Raw genomic sequence first — 23,684 nt, 5'->3', positions numbered from 1 at the left:
AAAAATTTCAACCTTTCAACCTTTTGTTGTACAGGTAAAATAGGAATCAAGAAACACCTGCACCTCTTTTGTGTAAGGGGTTTCATCGAAGGAGGGAGTATATGAATCAGATACATTATCCATTGACTAATAAGCATTCGGTAAACCGTTGGCTGGTAACAGGTACTTTTGAAGAGCAAAAATCATTTAAGCCAATAACGATGGATTTTACTGGTGATTTGAATCGCTGGCTGACAGAAGGATTTGCTATCTTTGAAAATCCAAACCGAAAAGTATTCATTGACGCGGAAAAAAAGGAAAAAAAAGAAAAGATAGATCTAACGGATGTGTACCCGGGAAAATCCATAACATATGGCTCCACTACAAATGAATGGAATTCCTATTTCCCTTGGAACAATAAAAAGATTGAAAAATCTGGATTTTGGCAGAAGCCTACTCTTCTAAAAACATGGGCTGTAACAAATATTCGTTCAACTAAACTGCAAAAGGCATCATTTAAAATGTTTACTTGCGGCAATGTTGTCCTTTGGATAAATGGTGAAAAAGTATTGCAATTTTCTCCATATACGAGAAACGAAGAGAAGAGTATTCAATTTGAGGTCATGCTTAAAGAAGGAAATAATGAATTTTTAGTTTTATTTGAGGATCTTGCCGAGAGAGATGCACTTTATTATTTTCAATTAGATTACATTGGTCATGATGAGCTTGAAATGGTACTTCCAATAGGAGATGCTAAACCAAATGATATACATTTGCTGGAAGAGGCTTTAAAAAATGCATATTTTCCGAGTGATGTGGTCAAGAGTGGAGACATAAACCTTATTTTTGAAAACCCTTTAATGCAGGCACTCAATTTGGAATGCAATCTTAAAACTGTTTGGTGGGGAGAAAAAAGAGAATTCATTAGAAGTGTTTCGCCAGGTAGTAGAGGCGTAGTGCTTGGAAAAGCAGAAGACATCGGAATGGCTAATGCTCTGTTGAGGCTTTCCATACGCTATCATTCTGTGGTTATTCAGAAAGATATATTTATTCAGGTATATCCGGAAAGTTTAGTACCGGCAACTGTTCCTGAAAGTATTTTGGAAAGAAAGCAGCAAGCACTTTCACTTATTGCTGATTATGGAAATAACAATATGCATAGAGCTTATGCATTAGCCAAAACAGGCAGGCAATTGGAATTAGTTGAATCCATTGTCCGGGATACTCTTCATATTATTAATGAAAGATTTGATTGCAGTGATTTTTATTATAATCAACTCTTCCGTTTTTGGATTGATTTTCGTGACTCTCAATTATTTGACGATTCATTTTGGGAGGAATGCAAACAGGCAATTCTAAATTATCGTTACTGGTTTGATGAGCCTGGCGATGATGTCATGTGGTATTTTAGTGAAAATCATGCATTGCTTTTCCACACATGCGAGTATTTAGCAGGACAGTTATTTCCAAATGAACGATTTATGAATGCAAATGTACTTGGGGAGGTACATGTCGAAAAAGCAAAATCAAGACTGGTACATTGGTTTGAAAAATATAATAGAGAACTCTTGGCAGAGTGGAATTCAAGTTACTATATACCAATCAATCTGATGGGATTCTTGGCGATATATGATTTGGTAAATGACGTGGAATTGAAAAATCTGGCCAAGAATGCATTGGATGATACATTTAGATTAATGGCTATCAATAGCTATAATGGATATTTATCTTGTTCGCAAGGACGCATTTACGAGAAGGACCTTAAAGGTAATTATAATAATGCGACAACATCATTGCTTTGGATTGCGTACGGCAAAGGAAATCTAAATAATTCTACATATGCCGCAGTATCCTTATGCGTGTCTGATTATCAACCGCCAAATTATAAAGCATACTTAACTCTCGATCCTGAAGAGTCTATAATCTTTAAAAATCATCAAGGACCAGAGAATTTTGTAGATCTTTACACTTTTAAGAACAGTTACGGATTATTATCAAGTGCAGTTGAGTACAGACCGGGTAATAGAGGCTACTCAGAGCACGTTATCCATTCTATTGTCAGCCCAGAAGCGGTTATATGGATTAACCATCCCGGAGAAGAAGCGGAACTGGGTACTGGCCGCCCAAGTTTTTGGGCAGGGAATGGGATACTTCCAAAAGTTGACCAATATCATGATATTGCTATTGTTCATTACAATATTGATCCTATAAATGACATTGCATATACTCATGCTTATTTCCCGATAGCAGCTTTTGAACAAACAGAAATTACAAATAATTGGATTTTTGGTAAAAAAGGAGATTCCTATGTTGCCCTTTATGCAAAAAATGGGATCGAACAGCAGACCAAGGGTCAGAACCGAAACCGAGAGTTCATTTCAAGAGGAAGAGAAAATACCTGGATCATTCGCAATAGCAATGTTCAGCAATTTACCGACTTTAGCCAATTTAAAGAAAGCGTTTTAAAAACTGAAATAATTAAAAATCCAGAAGGATTCATATTTAATGATCCTATTCACGGAGTTGTTCAAAGCTCTTGTCAGGGACCATTTATGGTAGATGGGGAAATTCAATTCAATAGGGATCAGAAAATAGAAGGAGTTATCGAAAAATGGTCATTAATTCGGAATTAATTAAATCAAAAGTTCATCTTGTAACAAAAGCGATGAAATCATTAAAAAGTGAAGATGATTTTGTTGAAGAATTCCCAATTGGTTTGATTGACATCAATTTATGGGAATGGCCGCAGGGTGTTGGGATATATGGTCTTTATAAATACTATCAATTAACGAAAGACAAAGATACATTTGACTTTTTATTAAATTGGTATAATCACAGATTGCAAGAAGGCCTGCCCGAAAAAAATGTCAATACGATGTCGCCAATGCTCACTTTAATGTATTTGGCTGAAGAAACAAACAATCCAAAATACATCGAGGTATGTGAAGAATGGAGCACCTGGATTATGGAGGAGATGATCCGTACAGGAGACGGCGCACTGCAGCACATGATAACTGGCGATCCAAATGATGGACAAATTTTAATCGATACACTGTTTATGACAGTGCTGTTTCTAGCAAAAGCAGGCAGTTATTTCGATCGGCCTGAGTATATTGAAGAATCGAAAAAGCAGTTTTTGATTCATATTAAATATTTATTTGACAAAGAAACCGGTCTGTTCTATCACGGCTGGGATTTTAACGAAAACCATAACTATGGTGCTGTCCATTGGGGAAGAGGAAATGGCTGGTATACCTGTGGATTATTGGAGTATTTTGAAATGGTAGAGTTAGAAAAAGGTATCAAGGAATATTTGCTAGATACATGGTTTAGTCAAGTGAAGGCATTAGCTAAATTTCAGGCAGAAAGCGGCTTATGGCATACCGTTTTGGATGATCCAAATTCATATGAGGAAACCTCTGCCACTGCTGCTTTTGGTTTTGGAATCATTAAAGGAGTCAGAAAAGGTTATCTTGATCAGGAATACCTTCAGATAGGGTTAAAAGCTTTGGAAGCCCAATTAAAGGAAATCGATGAAAATGGAATTGTCCAAAAGGTATCATACGGAACTCCTGTAGGGAACGATGCTGAATTTTATAAAAATATTCCCATTAGTCCGATGACCTATGGTCAAGCATTAGCCATTTTACTTTTGATCGAAGCTATGGAATTTTCAAATAGCGAGAGTAAAGCTAATAACCAAGAAGAATTGGTTAAGTAAATTTTTTCCGAGAATAGTTTAAACAACCTCATCAATTAAATAAGCCCTATTGTATAGACAAAGATAGTAAGTCTAACTATAGGGTTTTTTTGTATTAATAAAGAAAACGTTCAGATCACTGAGTTTGGCTGCGGAACTCCGTGGTGATGAACTGTTTATAACACCTCTTTATTGTGAAAATTAACCTCTTTATTCTGCATTTCAAATAATTTTGAAAAATTATATAATCAAGTCACACCTTGATATAACTTAATAATCCTAACTAATTTTGAATAAGAGAAAGGAGTAAGGTAATGAAAAGAGTTTTAATTTTAGGAATCATGGTTTTCTTGTTATGCTCGGGTTTTAGCAACAATAAGTCTGTCTTTGCCTCAGACTCATCTGGTGGTGATTACGCTGGTTATAAACCTGGTGTAACTGTGGAGGCGAATGCTGCTTCTCCGACCGGCTATTATGCAACGTTTATTTATGAGGATGAGACTAAAGCAGCAACAAAGGTTGAACTCTATAGCGACACATTCCTTCATTTCACAATCGAAGATGGATTTACTCGCCCGTATAAACCGGAGGAGTATAAAGCGGGTATGTTCCCTGCTGGCGGTAATGCTGATACTACATATTATGTATCGATGGAAAAGCTGGGCAAAAATTTGTGGGGAGTCAGAGTTCCTCTTTCTAGCGGGGCGTTTGTCTACAATTTCCGAATTACTAATCCGGATGGTACTACAACCGCAAGACTGGATGACCCTAACAATCCGACGCTAATGAATACTGCGACAGGAATTGATAGCTTGTCAAGCATGGTCTATGTTCCGTATAATTCGAAAACAATGGGAACGGGAGAGTGGGCGGATCGCTCGGTAGAACTTCCCCGCAAAAATAAGAATGGCAAAGTAGAAACCGTAGCCTATACCGGAGCTGCCGGTGATACACGCGGGCTTGCTGTTTACCTGCCACACGGATACAATGAAAACCGCAACAAACCATACAAGGTGCTTTACCTGTCCCATGGCAATTCTGGCGATAAGTATGGCAATGAACTGCGCTGGATGAACGAGGGTGCAGTGGCTAATATTATGGATAATCTGATTGCAGATGGAACGGCTGAGCCATTTGTTGTAGTCACCATGAATAATCAAGATTTTGGATGGGACTACAAAAAAATAGAAGAAGACCAGTTTAAATATATTATGCCTTATATTGAATCTCACTATAATGTATCTGATAACCCTGAGGGTCGCGCTTACGCTGGTTTGTCGATGGGTGGAATAACCACCAGCCGTATGTATTATCACCATGCTGATGAGTTTGCTTATTTTGGTATTTGGAGTGCAGCTGCTACTGGAGATGAACTGAATAATATCGACACTTACAGCAATTTGGACAAACCTTCCGTTATGATGGGTGCTGGTACTTGGGATTTTGGGCTTAAACCTGTACAAGATTTAAGCAAGGCACTGGATGATAGGAATATCGGCCACTCTTATCTTGAGATTCCTGCTGCGCATGACTGGGAAGTTTGGCAGTTGTTTTATGCTGAATTTGTAGAGAATCACTTGTGGAAGTGATCTAGATAAAGGGAAGACTGATAAAGTATGAAGCATTGAGCAAATATATTAAATGCAGCCCCACAAGTTCATCTTGTGGGGCTTTTTAATAGTTTTCAATTATTAGGCTCAAATTCACTTTCTGTAGTTTTGAGTCTATAAGGGGAAGTTATGAAAAAAACGGATTGACATCGTTTTCAAAACCTATTATTATAGTAATTAAGTTAATAATATGTGACGGAGAAATGGAGACTCACACGGATTGCCTGATATTTTATTCAGGTCCTTCTGTTGTGGGTCTCTTTTTTTTCGTCATAATCTTAAAGGTTTACAGATTTGAAAAGGGGAAAAAGATGTCACTCTTCATTTGAAATGAATTAAGACGAAAATTTTACATCACGTTTAATGCAGGAGTATATGGGGGGTAAATGATTATAGCATAGTATAAACAAGCAAATAACTACGAATTAAATTTTCTGAGATTTAAGAAAAGTAAATAATTTAGATAATGGGGGTCAATTGTAATGAGAAAATTGTTATCTTTTGTTACAACTGGTATTTTAGCAGCTGGACTTTTGGCTGGATGCGGCAATGCAGGAAACAATACAGCTGATGCAGGCGGAAAGGCAACAGAAGTAAAGGAGAAAACTTTTAAGCTTGCCCATAACATGAGTGAAGACCATCCGGTTCACATAGCCCTTGCTGATTTCGCCGAGAAGGTGGAAGAAAAGTCTGATGGGCAAATGAAAGTCCAAATTTTTGCAAATGGTGTTCTTGGAGCAGAAAAAGAAGTATTAGAGCAGCTGCAAGGTGGAGCTGTAGATATGACGAAAGTGAGCGCCGCTGCTTTGGAGAGCTTTGCTCCTGAATATGCAGTTTTCAGCCTCCCATATTTATTTGTCAGCAAGGATCATTTTTATAAATCTATGGAATCGGAAGCGGTTCAAAAGCTTTACCTGGCAAACAAGGATAAAAAATTTGTAGGTTTAACCTACTATGATTCTGGAGCGAGAAGCTTCTATACAAAAGATAAGGCGATCAACAAGCCAGAAGATTTAAAAGGATTAAAGATTCGTGTTCAGGATTCACCGACAGCAATCGATATGGTGAAATTACTAGGCGGTAATGCAACACCGATGGCGTATGGAGAGGTGTATACGGCACTGCAAGCGGGAGTTATTGATGGTGCGGAAAGTAATGAAACCGCATTAACAACTGGAAAGCATGGAGAAGTTGCGAAAGAATTTTCAATCAATGAACATACCATGATCCCAGATATTCTAGTTATGAGTTCTACTACATGGGATAGCTTATCTGAAGAACAGCAGAAAATCCTAACGGAAGCAGCGGGGTCTTCTACAGAATACCAAAAGGAACTATGGAATAAAGCAATCGAAGAGGCAAAAACAGAAGCAGAGTCCAAGATGGGCGTGAAATTCAACGAAGTTGATAAAGAGCCATTTATTGAAAAGGTAAAGCCGATGCATGAGGAATATAGCAAGAAAAATCCTAAAATCAAAGAAATCATGGATGCGATTGAAGCTTTAAAATAAAAAGGAGAAAGGTCAAGCTAACGATTTGCTAGTCTAAATGATAGCGGAGGAAACCATGGCTTGCCCTTTCTATTTAAATGAGAGTAACAAAGTTACCATTGTAAAAGAAAGACACCGATTTAATAGAAGGAGTTAAGGTTATGAAAACAATACGAAGTTTCCTGAATAAGTTGATTATGTTTGTAGGGGGCGTATTCACCATAATCATGGTTATCGGTGCAATTTGGCAGGTATTTAGCCGATATGTATTAGGTGATCCGAGCACGATTACAGAAGAGTTGCTTCGTTTCGGACTCATATGGACCACGATGTTGGGTGCAAGTTATGCTTTCGGTACAAACGAGCATTTGGCGATAACCGGTTTATTGGATAAATTAAAAGGTAAAAATCAAAAAACCCTTAGAATGGTTAATGATTTGTTCATTATTGGATTTGCTGGTGCAGTCATGATTAAAGGCGGTTTAAACATTGTATCTACGACTATGACACAATTGACACCGATTCTGCAAATTCCAATGGGAGTGATCTATTCCATCGTACCGATTTCCGGAACGATTATTATCATTTATCAACTATTAAATATGCCCGATTGGTTGAAAAAGAAAGAAGAAATTTTATAGAGATGAAAAGAGGAATTTTTCATGGGTGCGATTGAAACAGGTTTAGTGATGGTCATAAGTTTTATTATATTAATGGTAATGGGAGTTCCGATTTCTGTAGCGACTGGGATAGCATCCTTTATTGCCGCGATCATGATTGTACCGTTTGACGTTGCTATTTTTACAGCAGCTCAAAAACTAGTAACTGGAATAGATAGTTTTTCCCTATTGGCTGTTATCTTTTTTATTTTATCGGGGATTATTATGAACAACGGGGGTATCGCATTGCGTCTCATCAACCTTGCAAAGTTGATGGGCGGCAGACTTCCTGGATCACTAGCTCATACGAATGTGGTAGGGAACATGCTGTTTGGGTCAATTTCAGGTTCCGCAGTAGCGGCAGCAGCTGCTATCGGTGGTACGATGGCTCCTCTTCAAGAAAAGGAAGGGTATAACAAAGCATATTCTGCCGCTGTAAATATTGCATCTTCCCCTGCAGGTCTATTGATTCCTCCGAGCGGAGCATTAATTATTTACTCGATGGTCAGTGGAGGAACTTCCATTGCCGCGTTATTTTTAGCAGGCTATGTACCGGGAATCCTAATGGGGCTAACAGTAATGGCTATAGCCTACTATATTGCTAAAAAAGAGAATTATCCAGTAGCAAAAAGACCGAGCTTTTCAGAGGCTACAAAAATCATTCTTGAGGCTATTCCAAGCTTATTGCTCATAGTGATTGTTATCGGGGGAATTGTAGCTGGAGTCTTTACTGCAACGGAAGGTTCTGCCATCGCTGTATTATATTCCGTCATTCTTTCTATCATTTATAAAACGTTAAAGTGGTCACAAGTGCCTAAGATTTTAGGTGAAACAGTTGTTATGACAGGAATTGTACTATTCCTTGTCGGAGCTTCATCGATCATGTCCTGGGTAATGGCGTTTAGCGGCATACCAGCTGCGATCAGTCAGGCTGTGTTATCCATTTCAGATAACCCTATCATTATTCTATTAATTATGAATGTCGTATTGCTATTAGTCGGCACAGTAATGGATATTACACCAGCGATCCTTATTTTCACCCCTATCTTTTTGCCAATTGTCACTCACATAGGTATGGATCCTGTACATTTTGGAATTATTTTGGTCTTTAATCTTTGTATTGGTATCGTAAGTCCGCCATCCGGAAGCAGCTTGTTTGTCGGATGTAGTGTCGGAGGAGTCAGCATTGAGGCTGTAACAAAACCGTTATTGATTTTCATGGCGGGTCTAATTGTTACCTTGCTGCTAGTAACGTATATTCCAGCTATTACTTTGTTTGTTCCCAAACTATTTGGAGCAATGTAGTTAGAATGGCACAAACTATTATTTAGTTGACATCGCTTTCAAAAACTATTAACATAGTATTTAAGTTAATAATATGTGACGGAGAAATGGAGACTCACGCGGTTGGCCTGTTTTTATAAAGGTCCTTCTGTTGTGGTCTCTTTTTTTCGTCAGAATTAAAATTCTGATACTTAGGAATAATTAAAAAATGAAAAAATGGGGGTCGATTGTAATGAGAAAATGGTTATCTTTTGTTTCAACTGGGATTTTAGCAGCTGGACTTTTGGCTGGATGTGGCAATGCAGGAAGTAATGCAGCTGACGCAGGAGGGAAGGAAACAGCGGTAGAGGAGAAAACTTTTAAGCTTGCCCATAACATGAGTGAAGACCATCCTGTTCACATAGCCCTTGAGGATTTCTCCAAGAAGGTGGAAGAAAAGTCGGATGGAAAAATGAAAGTTCAAATTTTTGCAAATGGTGTTCTTGGAGCAGAAAAGGAAGTATTAGAGCAGCTGCAAGGTGGAGCTGTAGATATGACGAAAGTGAGCGCTGCAGCTTTGGAGAGCTTTGCTCCTGAATATGCTGTTTTCAGCCTTCCATATTTATTTGTCAGCAAGGATCATTTTTATAAATCGATGGAATCGGAAGCGGTTCAAAAGCTTTACCTGGCAAACAAGGATAAAAAATTTGTAGGTTTGACCTACTATGATTCTGGAGCGAGAAGCTTCTATACAAAAGATAAGGCGATCAACAAGCCAGAAGATTTAAAAGGGTTAAAGATTCGTGTTCAGGATTCACCGACAGCAATAGACATGGTGAAATTACTAGGCGGGAACGCAACACCGATGGCGTATGGAGAGGTTTATACGGCACTGCAAGCGGGAGTTATTGATGGTGCGGAAAGTAATGAAACCGCATTAACAACTGGAAAGCACGGAGAAGTTGCAAAAGAGTTTTCGATCAATGAACATACCATGATTCCAGATATTCTCGTTATGAGTGCTACTACATGGGACAGCTTATCTGAAGAACAACAGAAAATCCTAACGGAAGCAGCGGGGTCCTCTACAGAATACCAAAAAGAACTATGGAATAAAGCAATCGAAGAGGCAAAAACGGAAGCGGAGTCCAAGATGGGCGTGAAATTTAACGAAGTCGATAAAGCGCCGTTTATCGAAAAGGTAAAGCCTATGCATGAGGAATATAGCAAGAAAAATCCTAAAATCAAAGAAATCATGGATGCGATTGAAGCTCTAAAATAAAAGGGAGAAGGTCAAGCTCCGCCATGCAAGTCAAAATGATAAGCGGCGGAAACATCGCTTGGCCTTTTCTATTTGAATGAGAGTGATAGGCTTGCCCTCTGGAAAAGAACGATAGCAAATATTTAATGGATAAATCAAAAGGGCGTATTTAGTTAGGAGGGGAATACATGAATCAGATTAATTATCTGTTAAATAACAATCCAATTAATGATAAAGTATCTGCAATGGAAAATTCTAAGCTCCATTATTATCATTCTGGTGCACTTTTAGTTGTTTTTCAAACGGATAATCTAGATTCTATTAAAACAGATTTAATTAACATTTCAAATAATCTAGGCAAAGTATACCAAATCAACAATGCCAAACAATATAGTATGGTAATAAATCAAATATTTGAAGAGATTGATAAACACATAAGTAATCCTGATCTAACATTAAAGTGGCTGGCTCAAGAAAAAATTTTTATGAATAAGGACTATTTAGGTAAGCAATTTAAAAAAGAAACAGGGCAAACCTTTACTGAATACTTGATGCAATATCGTATGAATAGGGCTATGGAGCTCATCACACAAACTAACAAATTACAAATCTCTGATGTAGCAGAAAAAATAGGCTTTAAAAATAACCCTGCTTATTTTAGCAGGGCATTTAAGAAATTTACTGGATTAACACCATTAACTTATCAAAAAAAAATAAGAAAGTGGAAATGCTAAAGATAAAGTATTTAACAATCGTGTTCAGTATGATAATTTATACAATAATCAATGACCAGTGTTTTATGCAAGTTAATTAAAAAATAAAACACTGGTAGGAAGTAATTGGTATATTGTGGTTGTGGTGTTTTAAATAAATATAAATATAGATTTACTGTGCTCCATTGATGTATTTTACCTCATTATGATGGTTTACTTCCTTGTAGTTCTTTCCCCATTCATACATCGCTTCTAGTATCGGCATTAAACTTTCCCCTTGTAACGTCAGTGAATACTCTACTTTTGGAGGGACAACTGGGTACACTTCGCGATGAATAATATAATCCTCTTCTAGCTCTCTCAATTGATTTACAAGCATTCGTTGTGTAATATCTGGAATTAACCTTCTGAGTTCGCCAAAACGTTGGGTTCCTTGTTTTCCTAGGTACCATAAAATTAACATTTTCCATTTCCCGCCGATTATTGAAAGAGTAAGTTCTTTTTCACAATTAAATGTTTTTCCTCGTAGATGACTCATGTTTTTTCCCTCCTATTGTTTGTTCTATCATAAACTTTATATAGTAAACTTTCATTTTTCAAGTTTACTTATGTATATTAAAAAAAGATTGTAAAAAAACAACATTGCAGAAAAAAACAAAGACCACAAATTCTTTTAAGAGAGTGAATTTATGGTCTTTAGAGCATATTCTATTTATGGATTATTTTATTCCAGATTTGCATGCTTACCATACATTTTATTTGAGTCCAGACCTTTTTTTTCCATAAATCTTAAAATCAGAGCATCGTAAAACAACAACATCGTTTGCTCAAAAAGAGATCCCATTGGTTGAATTGTTTGGTAATCCCCAGTTGATTGATCTTTTGGAGCGCCCGGTAGCTTAACAACAATATCAGCCAGTTTTCCGATTGTAGAATCAGGAGAAATCGTTATGGCGGCAACGGTTCCACCAATGTTTTTAGCTTTTTCAGCAAAGGCAACCAAGGTTTTGGTTTCTCCTGAACCGGATCCAAGGATTAATAGATCACCTGGTTCTAAGTTTGCTGTTACAGTTTCACCAACGATATAAGCATCAATCCCCATATGCATCATTCGCATAACAAAAGATTTGCCCATAAAACCAGATCGGCCAGCTCCTGCAACAAAGATTTTGTTTGATTCCAGAATTTTATTTACTAATTCCTCAGCCTCTTCATCTGAGATTAGTTCAATTGTGCGGCTTAATTCTTGAACCACTACATCTAAATATTGAGTCGTTATCATGGTTCCAATTATCCTACTTGAACGACAGTTTGTTTAATCAATTCTTGCATTTTCGCTGCCGTTGATTTTTTATCTTCTTTACTAGTAATACCTCCGCCTACAATCACTAGGTCTGGTTGTTGTTTAATGACTTCTGGTAGTGTTTCTAATTTAATTCCACCTGCAACAGCTGTTTTTGCATTCTTAACAACACTTTTAATGGTGGCAAGATCTTCAAATGAGTTTTTTCCAACCGCTTGTAGATCGTAACCTGTATGAACACAAATATAATCAACGCCAAGTTCATCTAGTTCTTTCGCACGGGCTGCAATATCTTTTACGGAGATCATATCTGCAAGAATTTGTTTACCTTGTTTCTTAGCTTCTTCTACTGCTCCTTTAATCGATTCATCTTCAGCCGCAGCAAGAATGGTAATGATGTCAGCACCAGCTGCAGAGGCTTGGCTCACTTCATATCCAGCTGCATCCATGATTTTAAGGTCAGCCAACACCGTTAATTGAGGAAATGCGTTTTTTACTTCCTTTACCGCTTTAAGACCTTCATTAATGACCACTGGTGTGCCAATTTCAACAACATCCACATAATCCTTAACTTCGTTAACCAATTCAATTGCACCCGGAATATCAACAAGATCTAAAGCTAATTGTAATTTCATAATAAAAGTCTCTCCTTTTTCTTTTCAATTTGTAAAGCTTAGATTCATTGTAATTCTCAGAAACTTTTAAAAAAAGTACGCACTTTAAAATCAGATAGTGTATAAAAGTATACTATGGGACTCTATCGCTATAACCTTATAATAAAAAGTAGCCTGAAAAGCCATCCGTTTAGAATCAGAAGGAGACTAAAGCAGATGGCTTTTGTTTATTTTATTCAAATAGGGTTTCATACTATCGTAAATATTTTTTTATATTGTTTTGGAGTTAATTGTATGAACTTTTTAAAACCTTTTATGAAGTGAGCCTGATCATAGTAACCATTTTCATAGATAATATCTAGTAAATCTTCTCCTTTGCTTTCTAAAAACGTATCTAACGTATTTTGGAAGCGAACGATTTGACAAAATTGCTTAGGAGAAAAGCCAATATAGGATTCAAACTTCCTGCGTATATGCTGTTCAGAATAACCTATTAAATTTGATAAGTCCTGGACATTCACAGTTCCCCGTGACGAATAAATCTGATCAATGGCATATCGGACCATTTTTTGATCCTTTCCTATTATCAACTGTTTTTCTTGTAAATAATCTCCAAATAATTCTATTCTCTCGCTAAATGAGTTCCCAGAAATAATTAACTCAACCAATGGCTCCACCTCATTCATGACCTCAAATAACGGGATTTGCTGAGCAAGAAGGAGGTTCATTGATTCGGTAAATTTGAAAATACTTTGTTCGGGGAAAAATCGAACGCCAAAGTAGTGGCAATCCTTTCGAAATTCGGGCTGTTTTTTTCGATATAAAGGACTGGTCCATAAATATGCAGATGGAGCTGCAGGATCACAGCAGAATAAAAAGTCAAAACATCCATCAGGAATAAGTGATAGAAACGTAGAGGTTTCTGGCTTTGTAGTAAATTGATAGAACAAGGCAATATCCTTGTTATACCAAGCACCCGCAGGTTTAAGTTCTTGATAGAAAAGTGTATTTTGTTTGATCTCTGGTTGAGAAGGAAAATAGAATTGGTTTTCTAATAATGTACTCATGTGAAGTACTCCTTTCATTAATTAACGCAGAAGGTGAAGACGATTAGATGAAACAGGATTAATTGATTAGTTAGAATTCATAACAAAATAATAATAATATTTTCATGTTTATTACAGTTTTATGTAAGGACTTCTAACATACAAAATGAAAAAACGTAACACAGGTTCGATTTTTACAATAAATTCGACAAATAACTAGGTATTCTAAATGTGTAGTTAAGAACAACCCGAAAAAATCAAATCATATTTATCAAATAATGGGAGGTAAACGTATGAAAGCATCCGAAATGAAAGTAAATCAAGCTACACATCCTTTAGAGCCATTAACATCAGAGGAAATCACAAAAGCGGTGGCGATTCTTAGAAGCGAAATGAACCTAACTGAATCTGCTCGGTTTGCCCAGGTGGTATTAAATGAACCTGAAAAAGAATTGGTTCTAAATTTTAAAAAGGGAGAATCGTTTGAAAGAGAAGTTTTTATTATTCTATTAGAACCAGAAACGAATGAAACGTTTGAAGCGATTGTTTCTCTTTCAAAAGAACAAGTGGTTTCCTATGAATTTATTCCAGATGTTCGCCCAGGTTTTATCCTTGATGAATTTGATGCAGTCGAAGAATTAGTGAAAAATGACCCAGATTATCAAGCTGCCCTTTTAAAACGCGGCATCACCGATCCAAGTTTAGTGATGGTTGATCCATGGTCATCGGGTTACTTTGGTATCCCAGAAGATGAAGGGAAACGACTTGTTCGTGCGTTAGCTTGGGTAAGGCCAGCTGAAGGAGAAAATGGATATGCTTATCCGATTACAGGTCTAATTCCGGTTGTTGATGTAAATAAAATGGAAATTATCCGTATTGAGGACTATGGAGTGAAACCAATTCCGCCAACAGATGCTGCTTATACTCCGGAAGAAGCAAATAGTTACCCGATTGATATTCGCCAAGATGTAAAACCATTGGATATCATTCAACCTGAAGGCCCTAGCTTCGAAATTGATGGTCATTCTATTAAGTGGCAAAAATGGAATATTCGTTTTGGATTTACGCCAAGAGAAGGGCTTGTTCTTCACACTGTAGGATATGAGGATAAAGGAAAGGTTCGTCCAATTCTTTACCGTGCTGCATTATCTGAAATGGTGGTACCTTACAGTGATATAAACCCAGCACATAACTGGCAAAATGCGTTCGATGCAGGGGAATACGGAATTGGTCAGCTTGCCAATTCTTTGGAGTTAGGTTGTGACTGTGTAGGGTATATTAAATACTTTGATGCAGTGATGTCAAATAGTAAAGGCGAACCATTTACAGTGAAAAATGCGGTTTGTCTTCATGAAGAAGATTATGGGGTCGCATGGAAACATACAGATTGGAGGACAAACCGTGTAGAAGTAAGACGTTCTCGTCGTCTAGTTATTTCTTTCTTTGCAACAGTTGCAAACTATGATTATGGATTCTTCTGGTCTTTCTATCCAGATGGAACAATCGAGTGTGAAGTGAAATTAACTGGTATTTTAAACGTGGGTGCATTAGATGAAGGGGAAGTTCCTAAATATGGAACAGAGGTTGCACCACGAGTGAACGCTCCATATCACCAGCATTTCTTTAACTTCCGAATCGATCCTATCCTTGATGGGGTGAAAAACTCTTTGGTTGAATCTTACACAGTTGCAGAAAAGGCAGGACCAGAAAATCCAAATAACAATGCCTTCTATACGATTGCAAAAGCCTTTAAAACAGAATCAGAATCAGTAAGTAATATTGATTTGGCTACCCAAAAAACATGGAAAATTGTCAATCCGAATTCGAAAAACTTCGTTGGCCAACCAGTCGGATATAAAATTGTTACTGGTGAAAACTGTCTTCCGTTCGCTACTGATGAGGCTAGTGTCATTAAACGTGCAGGATTTATCAAAAATCATCTCCATGTTACAAAATATGATCGTGACCAAATATATGCCTCTGGAAAATATCCGAACCAATCAAAAGGGGGAGATAGCTTAGAGCATTATGTAAAAGCTGACCGCAATATTGAAAATGAAGATATTGTTGTATGGTACACAATGGGGCATCACCATATTACTAGACCAGAGGACTGGCCGGTAATGCCAACTGCGTATCAAAGCTTCCAATTGAAACCAGTAGGATTCTTTGATCGTAATCCAGCCCTAGACCTGCCACGGCCAAAAGCAAAAACATCTTGCAGTATGACAAAAGGTGATTCTTGCCATTAATAAGTAAAAAAACGGGAGTTGGTTTTTCACCAGCTCCCGAATTATAAATGGAGGTGAAGGTATGTTAGTTTTTATTAGTTCAGCATTAATTGTTGGTTACACTATTTTCTTTAGTATACACATTGCTTCAAAAAAACAATGTGTTAGTCCAGCAACAGGAAAGTGTATTTCTATGGGAGTAGGAATGGTAAGCAGTACAATGATTGGTCTCATCCTTGCTCTAGTAATGCCAGGAGAACTAGCGTATTCTACGGTATTATCCATTTTGGTTAGCGCTGTTTCTGCCTGCTTCATTGGTAAACATTTCGGAGTTTCTGGGATTATTGAAGCATTATCTGCCAGCTTTATGGGAGCCATGATGGGGGCGATGCTTGGAGATATGACCCCGGAAAACCGTCAAACTTTTATCATTGTTTCAATGGATATCATCTATTTACTATCTATCATATCTTTAATGTTTATGGTAAATAAAGAGGCTGTAAAACAAAATGTAATGACAAAAATCAAAATAACTCCGCTTTTGCTTTCATTGGTTCTATCCATTTCTGTAATAGGTATTGCTGTAACAATGGAGACACATACTCATGTTCCGGTTGATATGCCGGAGATGAATATGAATCATCAACACCAGCATTAAACTAAAAACAAATTAACTCTAAGGAGGTATTGGTATGTTGCGTAAAAAACAGAGTATGGTCTTATTCACATTTCTTGCCTTTCTTTTCATTGTTCCAATCAATGCGTTTGCAGCCACAACAGCACCAGTAGTTGATTCAGGGGATACAACCTGGATGTTAATTGCAACGGCGATCGTTATATTCATGCATGTTCCAGGATTAGCTCTTTTTTATGGAGGATTAGTGAGTGATCGAAACGTGGTTTCGACAATGATGCATAGTTTTGTAAGCTTATTAATTGTGACACTCGTATGGGTATTTTGGGGTTACACCTTAAGTTTTGGACCTGATAAAGGCGGCCTGATTGGCGGGCTCGATTATTTAGGATTTAATGGGGTTGGAGGAGAAGCGGCATTTGGTTCATACAGCATTCCGCATTATACCTTTGCCATCTTCCAATGTGCCTTCGCCGCTATTACCGTTGCAATCATTTCTGGGGGAATTGCAGGTCGTATTTCTTTCCCAGCTTGGATTCTCTTTACCTTTTTGTGGATGACCTTTATTTATTCTCCAATGGCTCACTGGGTTTGGGGAGGCGGTTGGTTAGCTCAACTTGGTGAACTTGACTTTGCAGGTGGTACAGTTGTTCATATTCTATCTGGGGTTAGTGCACTTACCGCAGCCATAATTATAGGACCTAGGTATGAACATTTAAAGAAAAAACATACTCCACATAATGTGGTTCTATTCTTAATCGGTGCTTCAACACTATGGTTTGGATGGTTTGGCTTCAATGCAGGTAGTGCTTTAGGTGCAAATGACGTAACAGCTCTTGCATTTGCCAATACCCAGGTTGCTGCAGCTGCTGGTGGTTTATGTTGGCTATTAATAGAATGGAAAGTTCGCAAACGGCCAACTTTAGTCGGGGCAGCTACAGGAGCAATCGCAGGTCTAGTAGGAATCACTCCTGCCGCAGGGTTTGTAACGGTTCCCTCAGCTATCATTATTGGCTTGCTTTCAGCACCGGTCAGTTATTATGGAATCAACTTTATTAAAGAAAAATTCAAATACGATGATACATTAGATGCATTCGGTGTTCATGGTCTTGCAGGAATCTGGGGGTCGATTGCAACAGGAATCTTTGCAACCACAAGTGTAAATCCTGCAGGTAATGATGGGTTGCTATATGGTAATCCTGAAATGGTTATACACCAATTTGTGGGTGTAGCTACAGCGATTATTCTTGGTGTTGTCGGAACCTTCGTCATCTTAAAAGTAGTGAAACTATTTGTTCCTTTACGGGTAACGCAAGAAGAAGAATTAATGGGCCTAGACATTAGTCTTCATGAAGAGAGGGCTTATAGTTCAACGTTTCAACCTTTAGAAATACCTAGTGATTCAAATGTTTCTTAAATAGTCTTGAACTGAAAAATAAGAATCTGTATAGGAAATAAGGTTTTCCTTTTAAAACAAGCACTAGTTATTAGCTGCTTGTTTTTTTTCATTCATCATGGGATATTGACGGGTGAGATAGACTTTAACTAATCCATTTCACTTTTATTTATTTAAAAAAGGAGTATCAAATTCTTGACAATATGCTCCAAATTGAATTATTATCTAATAGTATTAGATATTTTTCGGAAGGGGTTTGTTATGGATTTCAAAGCGTTGGCGGAAGAACTGTTTCATATTATGACTAGAACAGCTAAACTGCCATTTCAGAAGAAAGTTGATGATCTTTCTCATGGAGAGAGAAGAATTTTAGGGTTTCTTACTTTTGGAAGTAACGGGGTTCCATCAGGTGATCTAAGTGAAAAGTTGGATCTTACCACCCCTCGTGTTGCATCTGCCCTCAACAGTTTAGCCAAAAAAGGATTTATTGAACGAAACAAGGATGAGAATGACAAACGGATGGTTATTGTTACGATAACTGAATCTGGTAAAAGTTTTATGATGGAAGAATACAATAAACTGATTTCAATGATGCAGCAAACACTTCAAAAACTTGGTGAAAAAGATGCTCAGGAATTAATTCGAATTATTAAACGGATAAAGGATATTACCAATGAAATGAATGATCAAGAATGCAGGCATGAATAGTGGGTCTGTCTATTTTTTTAAAAAGTATCTAACACTATTAGGTTTAATGTAAATGGTTCACAGGAGGGATATACATGCTGAAAATTTTTAAATACTTACAGAAAAAAGAATACCTATTAATACTGTGCAGTTTGGTATTCATTGTGACACAGGTTTACCTAGATTTGAAGCTTCCAGATTATATGCATGAAATCACCATGCTGGTACAGACAGAAGGAAGTAAGATGAGCGATGTTCTCCTCCAAGGAGGATATATGCTTTTGTGTGCGGTTGGCAGTGTGATTGCTTCTATTATTGTTGGCTTTTTTGCAGCCAAAGTCGCAGCTGGGTTTTCTGTTCGTCTTAGGGCTATGGTATTCGAGAAGACGATGTCTTTTTCAATCGAAGAGATCAATGGCTTCTCAACGGCAAGCCTGATTACCCGTTCAACGAACGATATCACTCAGATCCAACTGTTAATCTCTATGGGACTTCAAGTAATCGTAAAGGCCCCGATTTTAGCTGTTTGGGCTGTCATGAAAATGATGGGAAAGAGCTGGCAATGGACAGCTGCTACTGGATTTGCCGTTTTATTCCTAATTTTGATGCTATGTATACTAATTTTCATTGCAATGCCCAAATTCAAAATTATTCAAGGTTTAACCGATAACTTGAATCGTGTAACAAGAGAAAACTTAACTGGCATTCGGGTTGTGCATGCTTATAATGCTGGCGGTTATCAGGAAAAGAAATTTGAAGAAGCTAACAAAAATCTTACCAATACAAATCTTTTCACCAGCAGAGCAATGGCTATTATGATGCCAACGATGGGAATTATCATGTCAGGTATGAGTCTAGCAATCTATTGGATTGGTGCAGTGTTAATTAACTCTGCTGCACTTCCGGACCGTTTATCCTTGTTTTCAGACATGGTTGTTTTCTCATCTTATGCCATGCAGGTTATTATGGCTTTTATGATGCTTTCATTTGTATTTATCATGCTTCCTCGTGCTTCCGTTTCTGCAAAACGAATTCTAGAGGTACTAGATACCGAAGCTAAGATCATTGATGGAAACGTGACAGTAGGAGAGAAAGGTCTTTCAGGGGAAATTGAATTCCGAAATGTAAGCTTTAAATATCCTGACGCAGCCGAATATATCCTCCGAAATGTTAGTTTCAAGGCTAGTAAAGGTGAAACGGTAGCATTTATTGGTTCAACAGGCAGTGGTAAGAGTACACTACTTAACCTTATTCCTCGCTATTTTGATGCAACAGAAGGGGAAGTGTTAATCGATGGTGTTAATGTTAAAAGCTATACCCAGGAATCTTTACGCAAAAAGCTCGGATATGTATCTCAAAAAGCCATTTTGTTTAGTGGTACAGTTACTACAAATGTAGCATATGGGGACAGTGGATCGAATGAAACAGCAGTTAAGAAGGCAGTAGATATTGCACAAGGAACTGAATTTGTCGAGAAGATGGAGAACCAGTATAATGCCTCGATTTCTCAAGGAGGTACCAATGTTTCTGGGGGACAGAAACAAAGATTGTCGATCGCAAGGGCAGTTCACAGAAAGCCAGAAATCTATATTTTCGATGATTCATTTTCAGCGCTTGATTATAAGACAGATCGAGTATTACGGTCAAAACTCAAAAAAGAAACAAAAGATGCCACCACGTTAATAGTGGGACAGCGTATCGGTACCATTAAGGATGCGGACCGGATTGTAGTACTGGATGACGGTGAAGTAGTGGGCATTGGTACACATGATGAGTTAATGCAAAATTGCAGTGTTTATCAGGAAATTGCTTATTCTCAGTTATCAAAGGAGGAGCTTGAAATTGGGTAAGAAAAATCAGAAAAGTGGCGCTGATATGAAATCTCCCCATGGAAAAGGGGGGCGTGGAGAAAAACCTAAAGATTTTAAGAATACGATGAAGCAACTAATCTCCTATTGCAGGGTATATTTACCAGCTATTATTATTGCATTGATCCTTGCAATGGCAGGCTCTGTTTTCAATATTATTGGACCGGATATTCTCAGTGATATTACAGATTTGATTACAGAAGGAATGATGACTAGCATAGATCTTGATGCAGTTGTCAGTATCGCAAGCCTTCTTGCATTCCTTTATGGATTAGGATTTTTGTTTAACTATGTTCAAGGATTCATCATGGCTACGGTCACGCAGCGTGTTTCAAAGAACCTGCGGACAGACCTATCAACCAAAATCAATCGTTTACCTTTAAAATATTTTGACTCTACAAGTACTGGAGACGTTCTAAGCCGCGTAACGAATGATGTTGATATGATTGGACAAACGATGAACCAGAGCTTAAGTACACTTGTTTCAGCTATAACTATGTTTGTTGGATCACTCATCATGATGTTCTATACCAATTGGATCATGGCCATTTCTGCAATACTTTCTACTATAGTAGGGTTTGGACTAATGACATTCATTATCTCTAAATCACAAAGATACTTTGCTCAGCAGCAAAAAGAGCTAGGTAAACTAAATGGTCATATTGAAGAAATTTATTCTGGACACAACGTTGTGAAGGTTTATAACGGTGAGAAAGAAGCACGGGAGACCTTCCATGAGATTAATACAAGACTATATACGAGCGCATGGAAATCTCAATTCATGTCAGGACTTATGATGCCGTTAATGATGTTTGTTGGTAATTTTGGATTTGTGGTTGTATGTATTGTTGGGGCAGTACTCGCCGTGAATAATATAATTTCATTTGGTGTAATCGTTGCATTTATGCTTTATATCCGCTTATTTACGCAGCCTCTTACACAGCTTGCTCAAGCAGCCACTAACCTCCAGTCAACAGCGGCTGCCAGTGAACGTGTTTTTGAATTTCTTGCTGAGGAAGAGCTTGCTAATGAAAATGATAAAAGAGAAAAGCTTGAAGCGGCCATCGGTGATGTCGAGTTTAAGAATGTTCGCTTTGGCTATAGTGAAGATAAAATGGTTATCAATAACTTTTCGGCAACTGCTAAAGCAGGAGAAAAAGTGGCGATTGTCGGGCCAACAGGTGCTGGTAAAACAACATTGGTCAACCTGCTAATGCGTTTCTATGAAGTAAATGGTGGAGAAATAATGATTGACGGTGTTCCGATTAATAACCTCACGCGGGATAACATTCATGATCTTTTCAGTATGGTTCTGCAAGACACGTGGCTGTTCGAAGGAACCATTCGTGAAAATATTGTCTATTCGAGACATGGCGTAAGTGATGAAGAAGTAGTGGCGGCATGTAAATCAGTGGGTCTGCACCACTTCATTAAAACCCTGCCAATGGGATATGATACGTTACTCGATGATAAAGCAAATCTTTCAGCTGGACAAAAACAGCTTATTACCATTGCACGGGCGATGGTAGATAAAAAACCATTACTGATTTTAGATGAGGCGACAAGTTCGATTGATACCCGAACTGAAGTATTGATTCAACAGGCGATGGATAAATTGACTGTTGGAAAAACATCTTTCGTCATTGCCCACAGGCTTTCTACAATTAAAAATGCAGACTTAATCCTTGTTATGAAGGATGGAGACATTATCGAAAGTGGAAATCACGAAGAATTACTTTCGAAAAATGGTTTTTATGCTGAGCTTTATAATAGTCAGTTTGAAGTAGCTTCGTAATTTAAAGCTTCAATAATTTCTAAGCGGACCTGTTAGCTCATTAAATAACACCACAGAATCATTCTGCATATATTGTTCCCTTGAACCATGATAACGGAGTTTGAGGGAACGATTCTTGAAGAATCGGCCCCTTAAACAACGAAAACGAGGGTTCGAGGGAACAATACTCGTAAAATCGTTCCTAGGAACTGCGAAAACATAGTGTAAGAGGAACAATACTAGGAACATTAACATACCAACCTGTTCAATAGTATAAGTTTTTCATAGTAAAAAGGGCTCTCCAAGAATGGGGGAGCCCTATTATATCGTTTAAGGAAGTATTTCTATTATATCGAATTTCCTAAGCCTGCAATTCCAAAGTCACTGATTCAGGACGCTCACAGGTACTTTCCATTATATAATGTTTGCCACTATCCGAGGAATCATGGAAGCCATGCATCGCTTCTAATACGTGGTACGCTAATTCGCTGTTTGCTCGATATGTCCCGCCTTCGAGGATTGCCTTCGCCATATCAGCAACGCCAAGCCCTCTATTGTTTTGGGAATATCCAAATGTAAGAGGTACCTCTTTAAATTCTTTTTCGTCACGTTTCCTTATTTTTACTGGACCACCGAACGTATTAGGGTCAGGAACAAGTAGCGTTCCTTCACTGCCATAAATCTCAATAGGGGGCAGCGATGTACCGCCAAAGGCATCAAAGCTTGTGGTAATACTTCCAATGACCCCCGATGCAAAATCAATTACACCTGAGATATGTGTAGGGGTTGATACTTCAATTTTAGTACCTGCCTTTGGTGTGCTCAGCACCGTTCTTTCAGGATAACTGATACGAGTGGAACCAGAAATTCGTTTGATCGGTCCTAATAGAGCTACTAAGGCTGTTAAGTAATAAGGTCCCATATCAAACATCGGACCACCGCCAATATCATAATAAAATGCAGGGTCTGGATGCCAATGTTCGTGCCCGCGGCAAATCATGAATGCAGACGCACCAATCGGTGTACCAATTTCACCTTGTTCAATTAAATGGATTGCAGTTTGAATACCAGCACCCAAGAAGGTGTCAGGTGCACTGCCAACGAGAAGATTATGCTTCTTAGCTGTTTCTAAAATCTGTTTTCCTTCCTCGCGAGTCACAGCCAGTGGCTTTTCTGTATAAACATGCTTGCCTGCTTCAAGTGCCTGGATGCAGACCGAGGCATGTGCTTTAGGAATGGTTAGATTAATGACGAGTTCAATCGCTGGGTCAGACAGAAGCTCTTCCACGGAACAAGCCCTAGGGACACCATACTTTTCAGCTTGTAATTGTGCTCGCTGTACATCTAAGTCCGCACAAGCAATTAGCTCAAGGTGAGGGAACTTCTGACAGTTTTCCATATAAATAGAACTAATATTTCCACAACCAATGATACCGATTTTAAGTTTTTTCATAAG

Annotated in this window: 19 protein-coding genes; 14 read left to right on the top strand and 5 right to left on the bottom strand. The window is 38.0% G+C overall.

What is annotated here, in order from left to right:
- The first annotated feature begins 101 nt into the window (after nt 1–101).
- From ABC255_RS21355 to ABC255_RS21320, 8 genes are all read left to right on the top strand, one after another.
- Nucleotides 102–2,612, top strand: a complete 2,511-nt coding sequence (locus ABC255_RS21355) for a hypothetical protein (protein ID WP_412996708.1) — start codon at nt 102–104, stop codon at nt 2,610–2,612.
- Nucleotides 2,591–3,700: a beta-galactosidase BglB gene (gene bglB, locus ABC255_RS21350; RefSeq protein ID WP_412996706.1), complete on the top strand. Its 1,110-nt coding sequence runs from the start codon at nt 2,591–2,593 to the stop codon at nt 3,698–3,700. Before ABC255_RS21355 ends, bglB begins: the two co-directional genes overlap by 22 nt.
- Before the next feature lie 329 nt (nt 3,701–4,029).
- Nucleotides 4,030–5,268: an alpha/beta hydrolase gene (locus ABC255_RS21345; RefSeq protein ID WP_412996704.1), complete on the top strand. Its 1,239-nt coding sequence runs from the start codon at nt 4,030–4,032 to the stop codon at nt 5,266–5,268.
- A gap of 503 nt (nt 5,269–5,771) precedes the next feature.
- Nucleotides 5,772–6,800 (top strand): TRAP transporter substrate-binding protein, encoded by a 1,029-nt coding sequence (locus ABC255_RS21340; protein WP_412996702.1) that lies wholly within the window; start codon nt 5,772–5,774, stop codon nt 6,798–6,800.
- A 140-nt stretch (nt 6,801–6,940) separates the two neighbouring features.
- Entirely contained in the window at nt 6,941–7,420 is a 480-nt protein-coding gene (locus ABC255_RS21335; RefSeq protein WP_412996700.1) for a TRAP transporter small permease, read from the top strand.
- Between the two features lie 21 nt (nt 7,421–7,441).
- Nucleotides 7,442–8,743, top strand: a complete 1,302-nt coding sequence (locus ABC255_RS21330; RefSeq protein WP_412996698.1) for a TRAP transporter large permease — start codon at nt 7,442–7,444, stop codon at nt 8,741–8,743.
- A 211-nt stretch (nt 8,744–8,954) separates the two neighbouring features.
- Nucleotides 8,955–9,983 (top strand): TRAP transporter substrate-binding protein, encoded by a 1,029-nt coding sequence (locus tag ABC255_RS21325; protein WP_412996696.1) that lies wholly within the window; start codon nt 8,955–8,957, stop codon nt 9,981–9,983.
- Nucleotides 9,984–10,150: 167 nt separating this feature from the next.
- On the top strand, nt 10,151–10,696 hold the full coding sequence (locus ABC255_RS21320; protein ID WP_412996694.1) for a helix-turn-helix domain-containing protein: 546 nt from the start codon (nt 10,151–10,153) through the stop codon (nt 10,694–10,696).
- Between the two features lie 151 nt (nt 10,697–10,847).
- On the opposite strand, the gene ABC255_RS21315 is transcribed toward ABC255_RS21320, so the two are convergent.
- The 4 genes from ABC255_RS21315 to ABC255_RS21300 form a co-directional block, all read right to left on the bottom strand.
- Complete coding sequence (locus tag ABC255_RS21315) at nt 10,848–11,213, bottom strand: winged helix-turn-helix transcriptional regulator (RefSeq protein ID WP_412996693.1); 366 nt, start codon at nt 11,211–11,213, stop codon at nt 10,848–10,850.
- Between the two features lie 186 nt (nt 11,214–11,399).
- Nucleotides 11,400–11,957 carry a 6-phospho-3-hexuloisomerase gene (hxlB, locus tag ABC255_RS21310; RefSeq protein ID WP_412996691.1) on the bottom strand — a complete coding sequence of 186 codons (558 nt, stop codon included), beginning with the start codon at nt 11,955–11,957 and terminating at the stop codon, nt 11,400–11,402.
- A gap of 8 nt (nt 11,958–11,965) precedes the next feature.
- A complete protein-coding gene (gene hxlA, locus ABC255_RS21305; protein ID WP_412996689.1) occupies nt 11,966–12,613 on the bottom strand; it encodes a 3-hexulose-6-phosphate synthase in 648 nt (215 codons plus the stop codon).
- A gap of 227 nt (nt 12,614–12,840) precedes the next feature.
- Nucleotides 12,841–13,659, bottom strand: a complete 819-nt coding sequence (locus tag ABC255_RS21300; RefSeq protein WP_412996687.1) for a helix-turn-helix domain-containing protein — start codon at nt 13,657–13,659, stop codon at nt 12,841–12,843.
- A gap of 272 nt (nt 13,660–13,931) precedes the next feature.
- Here ABC255_RS21300 and ABC255_RS21295 point away from each other — a divergent pair, with 272 nt between their 5' ends.
- From ABC255_RS21295 to ABC255_RS21270, 6 genes are all read left to right on the top strand, one after another.
- Nucleotides 13,932–15,890 (top strand): primary-amine oxidase, encoded by a 1,959-nt coding sequence (locus ABC255_RS21295; RefSeq protein WP_412996685.1) that lies wholly within the window; start codon nt 13,932–13,934, stop codon nt 15,888–15,890.
- Between the two features lie 61 nt (nt 15,891–15,951).
- Nucleotides 15,952–16,527: a hypothetical protein gene (locus ABC255_RS21290; RefSeq protein WP_412996684.1), complete on the top strand. Its 576-nt coding sequence runs from the start codon at nt 15,952–15,954 to the stop codon at nt 16,525–16,527.
- 154 nt (nt 16,528–16,681) lie between these two features.
- Entirely contained in the window at nt 16,682–17,920 is a 1,239-nt protein-coding gene (locus tag ABC255_RS21285) for an ammonium transporter (protein ID WP_412998610.1), read from the top strand.
- Between the two features lie 240 nt (nt 17,921–18,160).
- Complete coding sequence (locus ABC255_RS21280) at nt 18,161–18,607, top strand: MarR family winged helix-turn-helix transcriptional regulator (RefSeq protein ID WP_412996683.1); 447 nt, start codon at nt 18,161–18,163, stop codon at nt 18,605–18,607.
- 74 nt (nt 18,608–18,681) lie between these two features.
- Entirely contained in the window at nt 18,682–20,436 is a 1,755-nt protein-coding gene (locus ABC255_RS21275; RefSeq protein WP_412996681.1) for an ABC transporter ATP-binding protein, read from the top strand.
- Between the two features lie 25 nt (nt 20,437–20,461).
- A complete protein-coding gene (locus ABC255_RS21270; RefSeq protein ID WP_412998609.1) occupies nt 20,462–22,249 on the top strand; it encodes an ABC transporter ATP-binding protein in 1,788 nt (595 codons plus the stop codon).
- A gap of 340 nt (nt 22,250–22,589) precedes the next feature.
- On the opposite strand, the gene ABC255_RS21265 is transcribed toward ABC255_RS21270, so the two are convergent.
- Nucleotides 22,590–23,681 (bottom strand): Gfo/Idh/MocA family protein, encoded by a 1,092-nt coding sequence (locus ABC255_RS21265; RefSeq protein ID WP_412996679.1) that lies wholly within the window; start codon nt 23,679–23,681, stop codon nt 22,590–22,592.
- Between the last annotated feature and the right edge of the window lie 3 nt (nt 23,682–23,684).

Origin of the sequence: Neobacillus canaveralius, from assembly GCF_047237705.1 — a bacterium.
In the GTDB taxonomy this organism is placed as follows: domain Bacteria; phylum Bacillota; class Bacilli; order Bacillales; family Cytobacillaceae; genus Neobacillus; species Neobacillus niacini_K.
Note: the sequence above shows the minus strand (reverse complement) of the source record. Positions and strands in the feature narration are given on the sequence as shown.

Coding starts and splice junctions, on each gene's coding strand:
- ABC255_RS21355 (WP_412996708.1), top strand. CDS start 102: ATGAATCAGATACATTATCCATTGACTAATAAGCATTCGGTAAACCGT.
- bglB (WP_412996706.1), top strand. CDS start 2,591: ATGGTCATTAATTCGGAATTAATTAAATCAAAAGTTCATCTTGTAACA.
- ABC255_RS21340 (WP_412996702.1), top strand. CDS start 5,772: ATGAGAAAATTGTTATCTTTTGTTACAACTGGTATTTTAGCAGCTGGA.
- ABC255_RS21335 (WP_412996700.1), top strand. CDS start 6,941: ATGAAAACAATACGAAGTTTCCTGAATAAGTTGATTATGTTTGTAGGG.
- ABC255_RS21330 (WP_412996698.1), top strand. CDS start 7,442: ATGGGTGCGATTGAAACAGGTTTAGTGATGGTCATAAGTTTTATTATA.
- ABC255_RS21325 (WP_412996696.1), top strand. CDS start 8,955: ATGAGAAAATGGTTATCTTTTGTTTCAACTGGGATTTTAGCAGCTGGA.
- ABC255_RS21320 (WP_412996694.1), top strand. CDS start 10,151: ATGAATCAGATTAATTATCTGTTAAATAACAATCCAATTAATGATAAA.
- ABC255_RS21315 (WP_412996693.1), bottom strand. CDS start 11,213: ATGAGTCATCTACGAGGAAAAACATTTAATTGTGAAAAAGAACTTACT.
- hxlB (WP_412996691.1), bottom strand. CDS start 11,957: ATGATAACGACTCAATATTTAGATGTAGTGGTTCAAGAATTAAGCCGC.
- hxlA (WP_412996689.1), bottom strand. CDS start 12,613: ATGAAATTACAATTAGCTTTAGATCTTGTTGATATTCCGGGTGCAATT.
- ABC255_RS21300 (WP_412996687.1), bottom strand. CDS start 13,659: ATGAGTACATTATTAGAAAACCAATTCTATTTTCCTTCTCAACCAGAG.
- ABC255_RS21295 (WP_412996685.1), top strand. CDS start 13,932: ATGAAAGCATCCGAAATGAAAGTAAATCAAGCTACACATCCTTTAGAG.
- ABC255_RS21290 (WP_412996684.1), top strand. CDS start 15,952: ATGTTAGTTTTTATTAGTTCAGCATTAATTGTTGGTTACACTATTTTC.
- ABC255_RS21285 (WP_412998610.1), top strand. CDS start 16,682: ATGTTAATTGCAACGGCGATCGTTATATTCATGCATGTTCCAGGATTA.
- ABC255_RS21280 (WP_412996683.1), top strand. CDS start 18,161: ATGGATTTCAAAGCGTTGGCGGAAGAACTGTTTCATATTATGACTAGA.
- ABC255_RS21275 (WP_412996681.1), top strand. CDS start 18,682: ATGCTGAAAATTTTTAAATACTTACAGAAAAAAGAATACCTATTAATA.
- ABC255_RS21270 (WP_412998609.1), top strand. CDS start 20,462: ATGAAATCTCCCCATGGAAAAGGGGGGCGTGGAGAAAAACCTAAAGAT.
- ABC255_RS21265 (WP_412996679.1), bottom strand. CDS start 23,681: ATGAAAAAACTTAAAATCGGTATCATTGGTTGTGGAAATATTAGTTCT.